At 55.2% G+C, this 15,937-nt stretch carries 18 protein-coding genes; 8 read left to right on the top strand and 10 right to left on the bottom strand.

All coding sequences use genetic code 11. From position 1 onward, the window contains the following. The 7 genes from AC01YT_RS12300 to lexA all read left to right on the top strand — a co-directional run. The coding region (locus AC01YT_RS12300) for an arsenic resistance protein (protein WP_476675830.1) at positions 1 to 838 on the top strand (838 nt) is incomplete at its 5' end. Positions 839 to 957: 119 nt separating this feature from the next. Continuing rightward, the gene (locus AC01YT_RS12295; RefSeq protein WP_476675828.1) at positions 958 to 1,275 is read left to right on the top strand and encodes a hypothetical protein; all 318 of its coding nucleotides are present in this window, start codon (positions 958 to 960) and stop codon (positions 1,273 to 1,275) included. Between the two features lie 167 nt (positions 1,276 to 1,442). Continuing rightward, positions 1,443 to 1,847, top strand: coding sequence for a NifB/NifX family molybdenum-iron cluster-binding protein (locus tag AC01YT_RS12290; protein ID WP_476675826.1), 405 nt, complete (start codon positions 1,443 to 1,445; stop codon positions 1,845 to 1,847). Between the two features lie 12 nt (positions 1,848 to 1,859). Then, entirely contained in the window at positions 1,860 to 3,041 is a 1,182-nt protein-coding gene (locus tag AC01YT_RS12285) for a vitamin K epoxide reductase family protein (protein WP_476675824.1), read from the top strand. A 156-nt stretch (positions 3,042 to 3,197) separates the two neighbouring features. Continuing rightward, positions 3,198 to 3,662: a transcription elongation factor GreA gene (gene greA / locus AC01YT_RS12280; protein WP_476675822.1), complete on the top strand. Its 465-nt coding sequence runs from the start codon at positions 3,198 to 3,200 to the stop codon at positions 3,660 to 3,662. 93 nt (positions 3,663 to 3,755) lie between these two features. After that, positions 3,756 to 5,273: a lysine--tRNA ligase gene (gene lysS, locus AC01YT_RS12275; RefSeq protein WP_476675820.1), complete on the top strand. Its 1,518-nt coding sequence runs from the start codon at positions 3,756 to 3,758 to the stop codon at positions 5,271 to 5,273. A 150-nt stretch (positions 5,274 to 5,423) separates the two neighbouring features. Beyond that, positions 5,424 to 6,137, top strand: a complete 714-nt coding sequence (lexA, locus tag AC01YT_RS12270) for a transcriptional repressor LexA (RefSeq protein ID WP_476675818.1) — start codon at positions 5,424 to 5,426, stop codon at positions 6,135 to 6,137. Between the two features lie 15 nt (positions 6,138 to 6,152). Here lexA and AC01YT_RS12265 read toward each other — a convergent pair whose 3' ends face one another. The 6 genes from AC01YT_RS12265 to AC01YT_RS12240 are packed head-to-tail and all read right to left on the bottom strand — an operon-like array spanning position 6,153 to position 11,430. Continuing rightward, complete coding sequence (locus AC01YT_RS12265; RefSeq protein ID WP_476675816.1) at positions 6,153 to 6,503, bottom strand: hypothetical protein; 351 nt, start codon at positions 6,501 to 6,503, stop codon at positions 6,153 to 6,155. A gap of 9 nt (positions 6,504 to 6,512) precedes the next feature. Next, on the bottom strand, positions 6,513 to 7,805 hold the full coding sequence (locus tag AC01YT_RS12260; protein WP_476675814.1) for an extracellular solute-binding protein: 1,293 nt from the start codon (positions 7,803 to 7,805) through the stop codon (positions 6,513 to 6,515). Positions 7,806 to 7,836: 31 nt separating this feature from the next. After that, positions 7,837 to 8,835, bottom strand: coding sequence for a M42 family metallopeptidase (locus tag AC01YT_RS12255; protein ID WP_476675812.1), 999 nt, complete (start codon positions 8,833 to 8,835; stop codon positions 7,837 to 7,839). 23 nt (positions 8,836 to 8,858) lie between these two features. Beyond that, positions 8,859 to 9,917 carry a M42 family metallopeptidase gene (locus AC01YT_RS12250; protein WP_476675810.1) on the bottom strand — a complete coding sequence of 353 codons (1,059 nt, stop codon included), beginning with the start codon at positions 9,915 to 9,917 and terminating at the stop codon, positions 8,859 to 8,861. A 3-nt stretch (positions 9,918 to 9,920) separates the two neighbouring features. Then, positions 9,921 to 10,985: a zinc-binding metallopeptidase family protein gene (locus AC01YT_RS12245; protein WP_476675808.1), complete on the bottom strand. Its 1,065-nt coding sequence runs from the start codon at positions 10,983 to 10,985 to the stop codon at positions 9,921 to 9,923. Between the two features lie 25 nt (positions 10,986 to 11,010). Further along, on the bottom strand, positions 11,011 to 11,430 hold the full coding sequence (locus AC01YT_RS12240) for a hypothetical protein (protein ID WP_476675806.1): 420 nt from the start codon (positions 11,428 to 11,430) through the stop codon (positions 11,011 to 11,013). Between the two features lie 169 nt (positions 11,431 to 11,599). Between AC01YT_RS12240 and AC01YT_RS12235 the strand changes: the two genes are divergently transcribed. Beyond that, on the top strand, positions 11,600 to 12,088 hold the full coding sequence (locus AC01YT_RS12235; protein WP_476675804.1) for a SixA phosphatase family protein: 489 nt from the start codon (positions 11,600 to 11,602) through the stop codon (positions 12,086 to 12,088). On the opposite strand, the gene AC01YT_RS12230 is transcribed toward AC01YT_RS12235, so the two are convergent. From AC01YT_RS12230 to AC01YT_RS12215, 4 genes are all read right to left on the bottom strand, one after another. Then, positions 12,085 to 13,977, bottom strand: a complete 1,893-nt coding sequence (locus AC01YT_RS12230) for a cellulase family glycosylhydrolase (protein WP_476675802.1) — start codon at positions 13,975 to 13,977, stop codon at positions 12,085 to 12,087. The two genes, AC01YT_RS12235 and AC01YT_RS12230, sit on opposite strands and share 4 nt — an antisense overlap. A 60-nt stretch (positions 13,978 to 14,037) precedes the next feature. Further along, a complete protein-coding gene (locus AC01YT_RS12225; RefSeq protein ID WP_476675800.1) occupies positions 14,038 to 14,787 on the bottom strand; it encodes a SagB/ThcOx family dehydrogenase in 750 nt (249 codons plus the stop codon). A 12-nt stretch (positions 14,788 to 14,799) separates the two neighbouring features. After that, positions 14,800 to 15,438, bottom strand: coding sequence for a GNAT family N-acetyltransferase (locus AC01YT_RS12220; RefSeq protein WP_476675798.1), 639 nt, complete (start codon positions 15,436 to 15,438; stop codon positions 14,800 to 14,802). Beyond that, positions 15,435 to 15,937 (bottom strand): lipid II flippase MurJ (locus AC01YT_RS12215; RefSeq protein WP_476675796.1); only part of this gene is annotated, 503 nt, incomplete at its 5' end. The genes AC01YT_RS12220 and AC01YT_RS12215, both read right to left, overlap by 4 nt.

Raw genomic sequence — 15,937 nt, 5'->3', positions numbered from 1 at the left:
AGCCCTGGTCAAGGCTGGAAAAAATATCAAGGGCCTTTCTCTAGCGGTACTTTACAACTTCCTCTGGGCCCCTTTGCTGGGTTGGCTACTGGCACGCGCCTTTTTGCATGATCCAATGCTGGCGCTGGGGTTTTTACTGGTCATGGTTGTGCCTTGCTCCAGCATGAGTATTGGGTATACCGGATTGGCTGAAGGTAACCTTGAACTGGCGACCGTCACGGTGGCGTTGAGTTTTGTCTTGGCTGTGGTGGCTGTGCCGTTGTGGATGTTGGGATTCGCGGCCAATTACAAGGTGGTAGTGCCCATTCAGGACATGTTGATGTCTATATTGACCGTGCTGATCGCACCTATGGTGTTGGGCTATTTGACCCGGCTGGGGCTAACCAAAGGACTGGGGGAGAAGAAATTCAAAGAGATTCAGCCGTTCTTCCCATCCCTTTCTCTCCTAGCCATGTACGGCATCGTGTTCCTGATCTTCTTTGCCAAGGCAACCTTGATCCTTGAGAAATGGAATATGGTGCTCATGCTGATCCTGCCCAATGCCTTGTTCATTCTTTTGACACTTGCGGCCGTCACTTGGGTAAACCGGCGGTTGGGCCTTTCGTACCGTGACCATATGGCCATCGTATTCGCTAGTACGGGTAAGAACAACGGCACGGCTATTGCAATTGCTGCAATGGCATTATCACCCATGGTGGCCATCCCGGCGGCAACGATGCCAATTTTCCAGGTCCTTTTCCTGGCGCTTTATTTGAAGATGGCGGGTTGGGTGCGGAGTTACTTTGATCAGAGAGAAGTGAGCGCTGGTAAGAAAAAGATGATAGCTAATCAACCTTGAAAGGAGGTATCTCAATGATGACCCCCTGGGGTATGACTTACGGTCGTTGGTTAGGCGGTGTGCAAAGAGCACTGCCTGCTGGATATTAACCTGGTTTCTATAGAAAGGAGGTCAGAACAATGCCACCCTATGGATGGAAGTTCGGACGGCGCTGGCACGGCTACTATGTGGAGACCGAAGTTTCCCGGGAAAACGTTGAAGCGGCAGTTAAGGCGCTTCTGGCGAAGGCGCGCAAGGGTGAAGCTTGGACCAGCCCATGTTGTGGAGTTCGCCATTTTCCTATCCTTGTAGACACCAACATTGTAGGCCATTTATGGGAGGACGTGGACCTCAGTGCCCTGGAGGTAAGCGCGTTCTGGAGCGGCCCCTTTGGGGTTAAGGCTGAACTGGCAAGCCAGGGGCGAGTGGTAGGCATGGTCTGGGTGAACATAGCGTAGCACCTTGATGATCTGGCGTTACCATGACGCTTGAATCCATGGCAGGGTTTCTAATAACCCTGCCATGGGTGATTAATGTCCCTCTCTTAGGTGACAAAAGGGGCTCATTTGATCGGAGGAAGACCAGTATAATATATTCGATTTTACGAATTTTCTATGGAGGTCATATGAAAATCGCAGCTGTTTCCGAGGACGGTATAACGATCAGTCAGCATTTTGGCCGAGCGCCCTTTTATGTTGTGATTACCGTTGAAAACGGGCAAATTATGGGGCGCGAGGTACGCGAAAAAACGGGGCATGCGCAGTTTGCGGGTCGTGGGGAAACCCACATCCCGGCTGAAGCCGCTCAGGGACATGGGTTTGATCCCGCAGCCCAGGAACGTCATGCCCGGATGGCGGCCAGTATTGCCGATTGCGACGTCCTCCTAGCGCGAGGAATGGGCGCAGGAGCATATGAAAGCCTGCGTCGGGCTGGGATTCGCCCGATACTGACGGAGATTACCAACATTGAGGAAGCTGTTCGCGCTGTGATCGCGGGTCAGATTGAAGATCATACCGAGTGGCTGCACTAAACAGGGGCTAAGATGGCGCGGATACCTCGCCTTTTCTGGCGCCAAATTACTGTTACCCTCTTAATCGGCTGGGGAGTGGCACTGATAGTGGTAAGTCGGCCTGCTTTTTCGGCTTTTAGCCAGGGGAATCTTACGCCAACGGTGAAGATTTGTCACCTGTGTGATGATGAAATCCCAGGTGTGACATCGTCTCCAGTCTTCACACCGTCTCCCCAGGGCGAGGCTCGAGTGCGATTGGTGATGTTTTGGATGAATGGCTGCCCGCACTGCCATGAGGTATTGGAAAAAGTCCTTCCACCGTTGCAGCAGCGGTACGGCAACGCCTTGGATATCCGTCTCATTGAAATTGCGACCGTAGAAGATGTCAATCACTTTTATCAGGTCGCTGAATACTATGGTATTCCCCGCGAACAGGCGGGGGTGCCTTTTCTCATTGTGGGGAATCGGGTGCTAAAAGGTTCCGGTGAGATTGCTGCCGAATTGCCCCCATTGATTGATGAGATATTGGCTCAGGGGGGAAATGATTGGCCTGTATTACCCGAGTCTCCCTCCTATGTCATAACGCCTGAAATAACGCCCACAAAATCTTCTCCTATCCCAACCCCTATTAGAAATTTGGAGTTTACGGGGTTTGGCTTCCTTTACGCCGTGATTGCGTTTCTTATTGCGAGCATCCTGTATGCGGTGGCGAGCGTGATCAAAGTGGTGTTGGTCCGACCGTATAGTGTATCATCCGTGCCACTAGAACGACCCACGATCGCGATCTTGCTTTTGGCCTTAATTGGGCTAGGAATTGCGGTTTATTTGAGTGTAGTTGAAATTAGTGGAAGAGCAGCCTGGTGTGGACCCGTTGGGGATTGCAATGCTGTTCAGAGCAGTGCCTACGCACGTCTTGGGGGGGTGGTACCGATCGCGCTTATGGGTGTGCTTGGCTATGCCATGCTACTGATCTTATGGGGGTGGGAGCGCTATGGACGCAGTCGCTTTGTCGTTCTGGCACCCCTGGGTATTACAGGCCTGGCATTTGTAGGTGCGGCTGTGTCATTATATTTGTCTTACCTGGAAGCCATGGTAATTCGTGTAGTATGTGGTTGGTGTACGGCTTCGGCCCTGGTAATGGGTCTGATTCTTTGGTTGAGCGTGCCTGGGGCACAGCGGGCGTGGAAATACCTTCTTGCCCCTAACTTGTCATAATGCTTAACTTATGATAAGATAATTTTTGCACAGCAGCGACATCCTCGGGCAGGAATTCCTCAATTATGAGGGTTTCCTGTTATTTAACTCTGAAAGACTGGGTTTTCGCGAGACTTCCAACTCACACAGGACATAGAAACCGAAAGGGAAGGTGCCATGCATACCACATTCCTGACCCGCGAGGGCTATAAGAAACTCCAGGAGGAACTTGAATACCTGCGCACCCAGCGCCGCCAAGAGATCGCCCAGCGCTTGCACGAGGCGATGGAAGGCGGTGAATTGATTGAAAACGCTGAATATGAAGCGGCAAAGAACGAACAGGCGTTTGTGGAGGGACGGATCAAAGAACTCGAGATCCTGCTGGCCACGGCTCGTATTGTAGAGGAGGTTCCAGCCGCCGATACGGTTCAAATTGGGTCGCGGGTGACCGTGCAGGAAGAAGGGAGTGACACCCCCGAGGAATATATCATCGTCGGTGCCGCCGAGGCCGATCCAACAGTGGGCAAGATATCCAATGAATCACCGCTGGGTAAGGCCTTGCTTAATAAGAAGGCAGGCGACATCGTACAGGTGGATGCGCCGGCGGGTTCGCTGACTTTCCGAATCCTCAAGGTGGAATGAAGCAAGGGGTAGCCAGAGCGCCCCGCCCGTAGCGCGAAAAACAGAAGGGCGGGGCTTTTTTATGAGCAGATTCTTTTGGTTTGAGGGTTGACGATGGAATTGTCTGAACTAGAAAAAATACGTTTGAAAAAAGTTTTTGAACTGCGCGCGAATGGGATTGAGCCCTATCCAACGCGAGCCAATCCCACCCATTCATCACAGGAGGCCATTGCAGCCTTCGAGGCGGCGGAGAAGCAAGCCGATCCGGCGCCGGTGGAAGTGACACTGGCCGGGCGTCTGCGTGCTATCCGTCCCATGGGCAAGGTGGTATTTGCCCACATTGAGGATGGCGCGGGGCGGATTCAGCTCTTCTTTCGCGTCAATGAATTGGGCGAGGAAAAGATCCGGCATTTCACCGATTATTACGATTTGGGGGATTTTATCGAGGCCAGTGGGGTGATGTTCCGCACCCGCACCGGTGAGGTCACGCTCCACGTACACCACTTTCAAATGCTGGCAAAGGCCATCTCGCCTTTGCCAGCAGCCAAAGACGAAGTGGTGGATGGTCAGGTGATCCGCCACGCTACATTGAGCGATCCCGAATTGCGTTACCGTCAACGTTACGCCGATTTGGCGGTCAACCCTGAAGTGCGGGAGATCTTTCGCAAACGCGCGGCTATTGTGCGCGCTTTACGCGAGTTTCTGGATCAGCGCGGTTTTCTGGAGGTCGAGACCCCGATTTTGCAACCCATCTACGGTGGAGCAGCGGCGCGCCCTTTTGTGACCTATCACAATCAACTCAAACAGCAACTCTATCTGCGCATCTCGTTTGAACTCTACCTCAAACGCTTGCTAGTGGGGGGGTACGAACGGGTGTATGAGATTGGGCGTGACTTTCGCAATGAAGGGGTTTCCTTCAAACACAACCCCGAATTCACGCAACTCGAATTTTACATGGCTTATGCCGACTACCTCAAGGTGATGACCATCGCTGAGGAGATGCTGGCTTATGTGTGCGATCGTGTCCTGGGCACGCGTCAGGTGACCTTCAACGGTCATGTGATTGATTTCAATCCCCCCTGGCGGCGCATCTCGCTCCGTGAGGCGTTGCTCGAAGCCGTGGGGATTGACATTGCTCAACACCCCACGACCGAGAGCCTGGCCGATGCCATGCGCCAGAAGGGTTTGGCCGTGAAACCCAACGCACCTCGCGGCAAGTTGATCGAGGGCATGTTGGGTGATTTCGTCGAGCCCAATCTGATTCAACCCACCTTTGTATATGACTACCCGCGTGATATTTCGCCCTTGGCCAAGAACAAACCCGATGATCCCAATACGGTTGAGCGGTTTGAGGGCTATGTGGGGGGCATGGAACTCTGCAATGCTTTTACGGAGTTAAATGACCCGTTGGAACAGGAAAAGCGCTTCCTCGAAATGGGCCGCACCTACGAAGCCGAGGATGAAGATCGCCATCCCATGGATGAAGACTATCTACGGGCTATGGCCTACGGCATGCCCCCGAACGGAGGATTTGGGATGGGGATTGATCGCCTGGTCATGCTTTTGACCGACCGGCGCTCGATTCGCGAGGTGATTCTCTTCCCACACCTGCGCGAGCGCGAGGACGAGTGAGAACATGTTTGAAGGTGGGGTGGCGTGGTTATTGCCGCCCCCCAATCTTAAAAAATGTGAAAGTGCTTGACATAGAACATTCGTTCCTCTATAATGGGGCTAAATTAAGTAGAACAGGCGATCAATATTTGCGCCCAAGGAGGAAGGGCCATGGTCAGACCCAGAAACGGGCTCAGTGAACGGCATAAGCGCATTTTGCAATTTATCGTGGACTATCAGCGTCAAAATGGTTTTTCACCCTCGATTCGTGAAATTGGCGATGCCATAGGCGTGGATTCCACCTCGCTGGTCAATTATTATCTTAACCAACTCGAAACGCTGAAATTCATCCAACGCGAACGGTCTATTTCGCGCGGAATTCGCGTGTTACGGACTTTGCCCGGGGAAGGGGATGGCCGGCGAACTCTCTCCTTACCATCGTGGCGGGATGATTTTCTGGCCTTTCCGCTCATTGGGCGCATTGCAGCCGGTTCACCTTTGCCAGCCGTACCCCAGGATATCACCGAAGATTATGAAATGGTTCACGTTGCCACCACCGATTTTCCGGCCCGGGTGCCACGCGAAAACGTTTATGCGTTGGAAGTTCAGGGCGATTCCATGATTGATGCTCTGATCTACGACCGTGATATTGTCTTGATTGAATATGCCCAGGATGCCAATAAAGGCGATATGGTGGCGGTGTGGTTTGACGATACCAACGAAACGACGTTGAAATACTATGAACCCGAATATGACCGTTACGGTCGGTTACGCAGTGTCACGCTGCGCCCGGCCAATCCGACTATGCAGCCGATCAAGGTCGAAAATCGCCCCATTCGCATCCAAGGCAAAGTAGTGATGGTGATTCGCAAATATCGCCAGTGAACCCCAACTTAAAGTTCAGGCGGTGTGGGGGTCATCGCTATCATCTCGGTGGCGTAGAATAACACTCAACGTGCCTCCGATCACAATGAGCACCAGGATGGCGCTTCCCAAGATAATGCCGTTCGTCTGGGTAGCATTTTCTAATAATTCCGCCGGCAGAGGGGTGGCGATAGGTTCGCCCTGATCTTCCGTGATTATCACCGGGGTTGTGGTCGCCACGAGCGTGGGGGTAAGGGTAACGGCTAGGGAAGAGGATGAATGAGGACTTTTCCAAGCCTGCGCCCCGACGAGAAAGGCGAGAATGAGCAGGATATAACTGCCAAAACGCAGATGGGGATATAAGGAACGCAATGTTTGACGGTTCATCATCCGGTTTTAGGGTCGGCGAAGTTGTTCCACGGCAGCGCTGGCCGCGGAGAGGGGGTCTGTTTGTTGTTTGAGCAGTTGTTGGGTGGCAAAGGATAGCACCGGGCGTAGACTATCCAGGACCGGATTGGGGGGTAAAATGTGCGCGCTTAGAATAATCTGGCTGAGTGCATCGCGCAGATTGGCATCGTTCCAGGCGTTGAGGACACTTAACCGCGTGGGCAGGTAGCCTGCGGCCTGGGTCCAGGTTGCCAGAAACTCTGAGGTGCTCAAATAAGCCGCCAGGCGGGTGCTGAGAACACGCCGTTGGGGATCAGGATCGGAAATCGCCCATACCCAGCCGTTGGCGAGGGTATAGGCACTGCCGTTAAGGGCGGGGATGGGATGGATGACCGCGTCGGTAGGCAAATCGGTGAGGTAATTGGAACTCCAGGTTAATGCTCCGTCAGCGCGGCGTTCGAGAAACGTCTGCCAGACCTGACCATCGCTTTGCAGGGTCGTCACCCAGTTAGGAAATACCCCACGTCGTCCACCTTCCGCGTACAACGTAAAAACTTCGAGCAGGGCTTCCTGCTCCAAAGTGGGTAATCCCTGGTCGTTTTGCACCTTCCCCCCGGCGCCAAGGTAAAGCACCAAGGTGGTCAGGGCGTCGCTGCCGGCAAAGGCAATGGCACGTCCACGGACAAGCAGATCTTCCCATGAGGTGGGTGGAGTGCCTAGTGCAGCAGGGCGGTACACCAGAGCGTAAGCGTCACCGGCAAAGGGTAATCCAAAAAGGCGCTCCTGGATGGTGCCAAGACTGCGGGCGTAACCCAACCAGTCCTGATCTAAACCTTGGGGAAAGGCATCATCCAGGGGGTAGATCAATCCTTTCAACGCGGCATTTTCTAGGTCGGCGCGGCTGAGAGCCACGACGCCGGGCACGGCGGCGGGGGCAGCAGCGGAGGCGGCGGCCAGGGAATCCAGTAATCCGCCCGGCCCACTGCTGGTCTTCACGCGCACCTTGACGATCACGCCTGGGTTTTCACTCATAAATTTAAGGAGGCGCTGTTGCAGCAATTGCGCCGCAGGTGTTTCATTGGCAGGATCAAATTGAGGTGGAAGCCATAGCGTGATGACCGCCGGGGCAGTGGCTGCTGGCGTGGCGGTCGGGTTAGGTGCCTGAGTGCGAGTTGGTGCTACGGGTGATGATGGGGTAGGACTGGCATCGGTCGGATTAGGAAACGCCCAAGGAAGCCCTTGGCAAGCAACCAGTACCCACCCCATCATGCCGATGATCAACCAGGACAGCCAACGTTTCATTGAGCACTCGACCTATGCGGTCTCAAAGGGTTCAACTCAGGGTAATAGGGTTAGAGAGCAAGGCCACCAACAAGGCTACTGCATTTTGCACATCATCGTAATCCACCATCTCGGAGGGAGAGTGGATATAGCGGCAGGGGATGGAGAGACAACCCGAGGGCACGCCAGCGCGCACCAATTGAATCGCGCGGGCGTCGGTGCTGCCGCCGTCGAGCACCTCTAATTGGTAGGGGATATTCGCTTTCTCGGCAGTTTCGACCATCCAACGCACAATGCGTGGGTCGGCCAACATACCACTATCGCGCACCTTTATCGCCGGCCCTTTGCCCAGCGCAACTGCCATTTTGATCCCCTTAGGAGTATCACCGGTGAGGGTGACATCTACCGAGAGGCCCAGTTCGGGGTCAATGCCGAACGCGGCGGGGGTGACACCGCGCGTCCCCACCTCTTCCTGGGTGGTGAAAACCAAGTAAATCTCGTTGGGGGTATCGCCTAGGCGGCGCAAGGTCTCGATTTGAATAGCGCAGGCAATACGATCATCCATGGATTTGGCCACCAAACGCTTGCCTAAATCGAGGAAGGGGCGCTCAAAAGCCGCCACATCGCCAACTTTTACCGGGCAATCGGCTTTGGACGTGGCGCCAACGTCAATAAAGAGTTTATCAAAACTGTGCACCCGATCTATGTTTTCGAGTTTTTCGCCCCCGATGACACCGCGTAAGCCGTTGATGAACTGCACTCGCCCTCCTAAACAGGTGTGTGGGCGCACTCCCCCTATCGTCGTGAAGCGGACGAAGCCATCTTCTTCGATGTGGGTGACGATGATGCCGATTTCATCCATATGGGCGGCGGTCATGATGCGTAACCCGCCCTCACGTTTCTGTCCTTTGCGCACAATCAGGTTGCCCAAGGCATCAACGCGAATTTCATCGGCATAGGGTGCTACTTCTTCTTTGATCAGGTCACGCACGGATTGTTCGTATCCGGAAGGGCCAACGGCTTCAACTAATTTGCGAATCAGTTCTTTCATGGTAACTCCTTGGAGGGCAGGAATTATGAGCGCTCCGGCGCTAACACGTCCGGGGTAAGCGCCTGCAATGCATGAAGCATCAAGTTGATGGTATGTGCCCAATCGTCCAGGCGGGCGATGGCGACCGCACTATGGGCGTGGCGAATGGGCACCGAAATCGAGGCGCTGGGAATGCCACTGCGCTGGCGGTGAATGGCACCGGCGTCGGTTCCGCCACCCCCCGGCTGGCGAATCTGATATGGGATCTGGTGGGTAGCGGCGATTTGTAACAAGAACCGCACCAGCCGTGGATCCGAAAGGGTGGCGCCATCGGCTACATAAATGGCTGGGCCATGACCCAGACGGGCATTATAGGCGGTGTTTTCACTGCCATCCCAAGTAGGAAGATCGTTGGCCGGGGTGGCATCCAGAGCAAAGGCCAGGTCGGGGTTTAGGGCATAAGCTGCAACCCGCGCGCCGCGCAGACCAATCTCTTCCTGCACGGTGAACGCCGCCTGAAATTCAAGATGATCCGGTGCCCGTTCTAACAAAGCGATTAGGGTGGCGACTCCCAGACGGTCATCCAGGGCTTTACCCATGATGCTTGGCTCCACAACCTTAAAAGGCGTAGCGAATACGGCGCGGTCGCCGGGTTTGGCTTTCTTACTGCCTTCTGGCCCCAAGTCAATGCGCAGACTTTCGACGGCAATGGCGGACCGGCGTTCCTCGGGTGTGGTCAGGTGAATCGGACGCGCGCCGATCACGCCCGGCAAGTGATCTTTGCCCACCCAGACGGGTTTGCCGGGGAGTTGACGTGGGTCAATGCCGCCGACGATCTCGAACTTGTAAAGCCCGCCTTCTTCCTCATCCACAATCATCAGTCCAACTTCGTCCATATGGGCCGCCAGCATCACCCGCAGTACCGGCTCGCTGTGGGCTTTTTTTATCGCCAGGACGTTCCCCAGGGCATCTACTTTTACCTCGTCGGCCAGGGGTTGGACCGCTTCGAGGACAATTTTGCGTACCTCACCCTCATCACCTGATACACTGCAAGCATTGGAGAGGCGTTCCAGCAAATTGAGGGGCAAGTTTTGGGGGTTCATAGGTCATTCTTCCCAGGAAATTTTGGTCATAAAATCGGCTTCCAGGGCTGTGATAAATTCTGCCAGCAGGTGCCCGGTGCGCTGAATATCTTTGAGTGAGACCAACTCCACCGGGGTATGCATATAGCGCAAGGGGATGCTGATCACCATGGTGGGAATGCCCTCGGCAACCACCTGCATAGCAATGGCATCGGTACCCGAATGACGCGGCATGACCTCAACCGCATGGGGAAGGTCAAGGCGTTCGGCAAGGTTCTTGAAGGTTTTGAACAATGCCGGGTGAATATTTGGCCCCCATCCCAGCACCGGGCCTTTACCTAACCCAAAGGCACGGTAATCATGATTGACACCGGGCCCGCGGGCATGCGTCACATCCACGGCAATGGCGATATCAGGACGCAAATTAAAGGGCGAAGTCCAGCCGCCACCCAGCGTTTCTTCTTCTTGGACTGTTGCTACGACCCAGACATCCCAAAGATGGCGACGGTGTTGAAGTGCTTCCAGGCAGAGGGTTAGCGCGGCGACCGAGGCACGGTTATCCAAACTATGGCCGACTAGTGTTTCCCCGCTTAGTTCGAGCGGTGGCTGGGCAAAGGACACCAGATCGCCCACCCGTACCAGAGCATTAACCTCTTCGGGGGGCAAGCCGGTATCTACAAAAAGGTAATCCATCTCAATGGCGCTTTTCTCACCCAAGTGGGGTGGGAGCAACCGTGGCGAGGGTTGTAGGATCACGCCGGGTAGGTCACGCCGACCGTGTACGATCACGGGTTGACCGGGTAGAATGCGTGCATCTACGCCCCCGACCTCGGTGATGCGAAGGAACCCATCCACGATTTGGCTGACCATCAGACCAATGGCGTCCATGTGCGCGGCGATAAGCAAGCGGGGGCGGGGTTCTGCGCCTTGTCCGCGGCGGAGGGCATGCAGGCTACCCAATGGGCTGACGCTGACGTCATCCACCAATGGGCGCCAGGCGTCAGCAATGGCTTCCCGTACCGGGGTTTCATGGCCCGACAGGCCGGGGAGCGAGATCAAACGCTTGAGAAAGTCCTTGGTGTTTTCCATAGGCCTCTACATGGGGATGAAATGGCTAAGGGGATGAAGGTGTATCTGATGGCGTCAGTGTTGGCGGTGGCAAAGGGGTTTCCGTCGGCTCAAAGGTGGGTGAAGGCGACAAAGTAGCAGTGGGGGTAGGCGTGGGTGTTTCAGTGCGTGCAGGCGGGGTGAAAGGGGTGAACGTCTGGGTGGGGGTCCAGGTTAATGTAGGGGTTTCGGTATAGGTTGGGGTGAACGTTGAACTGGGTGCGAGAGTGGTTGGAGAAGGCGTGCTCGGTGGTGTGAGGGTGAGGATTTCAATGGTCAACGTGGCAGTGGGAGTAGGGTTGCTTTGGGTGAGGCGTGTGCCAACCTGAAGGATAACAAAGCCAAGGCAATAGCAAGGGAGCGTCGCGAGAATGATGATGACCAGAATGGAGCGGATGCGCTTACGTCGTTCGAGGGATGAAGCCATCGAAGGTGCCTCCAGCGTTTTTCATCATATCACGGGGTGGAACGGATGACAAGATTGACCACGCGGTTGAGAATCTTTACCTCCAAGCAAACAGGCTGTGTTATACTTTTTTAGGTTTCCAAAGATGATCTTAGGGAAAGGTTGATTTTTGGCGGAGGAAGTGGAAAGGATGAAAACATTACTGCTGATGCGTCATGCCAAATCCAGTTTCAAAGATGGCAGCATGCCCGATTTCGAACGTCCCTTGAGCAAACGCGGGGAGAAAGACGCCCCACGGATGGGCAAATTGTTGCGCGAAAGAGACCTGGTGCCAGACTTAATTATTGCGTCCTCAGCGGTGCGGGCAAAGACAACCGCCGAACTGGTCGCCGAAAAAAGCGGCTATAAAGGCGAGATCCTATATGTGGAAGATCTCTACCTGGGTGAGCCGGCAGCTTATCTGGAGGCCCTGCGCAACTTGGACGATGAGGTTGAAACTGTGCTCATCATTGGGCACAACCCCGGGCTGGAAACACTGCTCCAGATCCTGACCGATAAGGTGGAATCTCTTTCCACCGCGGCAATTGCTCACCTGGAAGTCCCCCTGCGCACCTGGAAGGCTTTAGATACGGCGATCATTGCTACTTTGAAACATCTCTGGCGCCCGCGTGATCTTTAGATCTGCTTCCGGCGTCGCCTAATTTGGATGACATGCATTGAGCGATTGGGGGTGTGATAATAACGCAGGACCTGCTGTGCCGGGTCAATCTCGTATGTTCCATCGGAAAGGTTCACCTCAAAGCCGTCGGGATATTGATACGTAGGCACGAAAATCTCAGTTGGGGCGTCCAAGCCCGGTTCGTGGCGGAAAACGTAGCGGAATTTTCCACGCCGATAATCGAACTCCAAACTCAGCGGTTCTCCAGCGGTTTTCATTGGATAGGGACGAATCACTGCTTCTAAGGCGCGTCCTCCCGAATATAGGTCGGAGGGATCCTGTTGCTGGTCGCGGCTGAAAATCGAAAGGTCTTCATCGTTCCACAAATCGCCGTGGGCATTTGTGTTATCGGGGGTGTAATTCCAAAGGGTGTAACTCAGCAGGTTATCTTCCATGGCGCGGAGAGTGCGGTCCATCGCCTGGGCGTGGATTTTGAAATTGCCATCACGGTAAGCGCGTTTGTGATCCAAATCAAACGGAATCCCGCACTCGCCGATGATCACTGGTACATTCCCCAGGTAATCACGAGCATGGCGCTTAAATTCTGCCAGTTGGTCGGCGAAGTTACGGCGGATGAACGGCCAGAACACTATCTTGCCACGTCCCCGGGTATCGTACCCCAGCCAGGGCAGGTAACGCTTGAGATATAGCGTCAGCCCATCATACCAGTGGGGTGCATAGACCAGTCCTTCCGGTCGGTTGTGATCCCAGAGTGGTGGCGGTTGGTTGACCTCGGGTTCTATGAAGATCAATGCCTCAGGATGTACGCTACGCACGGTCTGGACGAAGCGCCGGTAAAACGGGAGCAGGCAATCCGTTCCAAAGTCTACCCGTTTTCCGTTGGCTTGGGTGAAGTAATCCGAACGCAAGAGACGAGGGATGCCATCGGCACCCACGTCCCAAACGCCGTGTCGGCGCCAGATGCATTCATAGCCCTCACGCCAGACACGCACCCCCTGGGGGTCAATGGTAATGCGGCGTACCACTTGGCTGCCTAAAAGGGCGGTTTCAAAGACATCCACCGTTTGAGCCAAACCTTCACCTAAAGCCATGGCCTGGAAGGGGGTGGGGGTAACTCCCTGGTGTAGGAGACCATTATGCCGGCCCAGATCCGGCCAGCCGATGTAACCCGGCAAAGGCTCATTCATGATGTCGTAACCGATCACATTTGGCAGGTGTGCCAGGCGCTGTGCCAAGCGATGTGCCGCGGCCAGGTAATGCCGCTGTAGGTAATCCTGGATATTTTCACCTTCGACGATGCATTGAGGGGCAAAGAGCCGTCCACCAAAGAAAAGAGTGAACATGGTCGCGGCGGCCAGTTTGGTGGCGTTCGTCGGCCAGATCATGCGGGGAAAAGGATCACCGTACGTGGCGTGTACGATGGCTGCCGCGGTTGTGGCAAAGTGATGCATGTCTAACCCGGCAACTTCAAGCGTCCACCCAGGTGCGCCATCCCCCCCGCTAAAACGGCTCCAGACATCCTGGTGAAAATCCACAATAACCTGCATGTCGTAAGCCAGCGCCTTTTCCAGCACTGCGGCAACATAATCGAGATAAATGTCATCATAAAGGCCGGGACCGGCATGCTCGATGGCTTCCCAGGTGACTAAAAAACGGAGGCAGGTTAGTCCCCAGGCACGCAGGCGTTCAAAGTGTTCCTCGGCTTCCTCTAGTGGAAAGGGACGCCCCACAAAAGAGACGTTGCGGTGCTCAAAAAATCCTTCACGGCGGTAGGTGGCGCCTTCCGGTATGCGGGGTACTTTGCTACTCCCGCTCAAATTGACGCCGCGCAGCATGACAGTGCGGCCGTGCTCATCTTTTAACCAGGGTTCGGCCATTGAAATACGCATTAGATACCCCTCGAATCTTCCAGGATCTCGCTGATCCACACTTGCAGCGGATAAATTATTTTACTCGCGCGGACGTGGGGCGCGTTTGCCCACCGTGGCGCCGTACACGACAAACGCAGTACTCCCATCAAGGTTAAGTGCCGGGTTGAGCGCGTCATCGTCAAAAGCGCCGATGGCACAGACACCACACCCTAATCCCTCGGCGGCCAGATAGAGGTTCTGACACACATGCCCGGCATCTAAGAAGAGATAGCGCAGGCCGCGCGCGCCGTAACGCCAGGTCATGCGTTCGGCCACGGCCACCCAGAAGAAGGTCACAGCAGAAGTGAGAATATGGTCTTGCTCATAGCATGCGCGGTATAAGCGCTGGGCAATGTCAGGATCCGCCTCATAAGGGAGCAGGGCGTGGCGTAGCGCCAGGTAGCGATAGATGCCTTTGCCCAACCCTGTGACCCGGTTAACCAAGAGCAATGTTTCAAACGCATGGCGTGCCCCGGCGGAGGGAACGGTACGCAGGGTGGCCGGACGCTTGGTCACCTGCCGTACCCCTTGAGTAGCCCAGAGGAGCAGGGCGAGTTCCTCTAAGGTGAGAGGCTGCTCAGCATAGTGCCGCAAAGTGCGCCGTTGGGCCATGATGTGCCACAAATCGGCGGCAGGTGGCTGAAGGTCTTCTATGGAGGGCAATGGGATCAGGGTAGCCTGAGGATCATAGGGCCATTCCAAAGGTGGCTGAGGCAAACCTTGGTGTTGAGCGGTTTCGCCTACGGCTTGAGTCAGGCGTAAAGCGGCGAGTACGGCTTCGGGGATCATAAGGCGCTCCTTTTAGCAAGAGGTTTGAGCATATGAAGGTTTGAGCATATGAAGGTAATACGGATGACGTTTTCGTGTAGGTGAGGCGGTAAAGCCAAGGTGTTCGTAAAGGCGGCGTGCGGTGAGGTTATTTGTGGCCACGATTAAGGCCAGGTGGCTTAGATGGAGAGCTTGAGCCAGGGTTCCCGCGAATTCGATCAGAGCCGTGGCAATTCCCTGACGACGGTAGGCTTCATGTGTCGCCAGATGGGCAATATAAAACGACCCCCGCGGGGCTTCGGACCGCAGGCTGAAGCCGGTTTGGACGAGCAGTCGCAGCCCGGTACGGACAAATTGCCACCCTTCGCGGAATGAATAGGCACGAAAGATCGGTCGACACAGTCCCAGGCTCAGGCGAAGCAACTCACGGGCCGGGAAGGCTACCAGCAACCCGGCGCGCTGTCCGGTAACCTCGGCCACATAACTGACGGTGTAACTCATGCGGTTGGCGGGGGAGATAAAGAAACCACGCATAACGCGGATGAGTCGTTCCTCATTGCCTAAACCGAAGAGTTCTCTTCCAAAGGCGTCCAGGGTGCTGGCGAGCAGGGGCGCTGCAAAATCGGCATCTTCGGGTTCAGCAGGGCGGATAACAAGACCAGGGGCGATCATAGGGCCGGGAGTTTGGGTTTGTGGAACACACGCTGATAAAGCCACTGAGCCAGAAAACGGCTCTCGGGGGTGCGTAACAGCCAAAGCCCCAGGCCGTAGATGCTGAGACCGATGCCCAGGGCGATGAAGAGAAGCAGGGCGGTATGTACTTGCTGGCTCCCCAGATACATCCAGAGCATCACCCCCACTGCCATAGCCAAGGTAGCCAGGCAGCTACGTCCTAGCGCATCCCACAGGGGGCGTAAGGGCAAACCACGCAGTCTGCGGTGCATGAAGTAGAACAGCCCGAGCATTTCCAAGAACGTGGCCAGGGAGTTTGCCAAGGCCAGCCCTCCATGGGGCATCCAACCAATTTGACGAAACCAGGATGCAAAAAGTAAACTCAACCCGATATTTAGGGACATTGCGATCACCCCTACGCCGACCGGGGTACGGGTATCATGTAGGGCGTAGAAGGCACGGCTGAGCACCTCAACCACGCTGTGCCCCACCAGCCCAA

The organism is Thermanaerothrix sp. (genome assembly GCF_056331585.1).
This window is presented reverse-complemented; position numbering and strand designations above follow the sequence as displayed.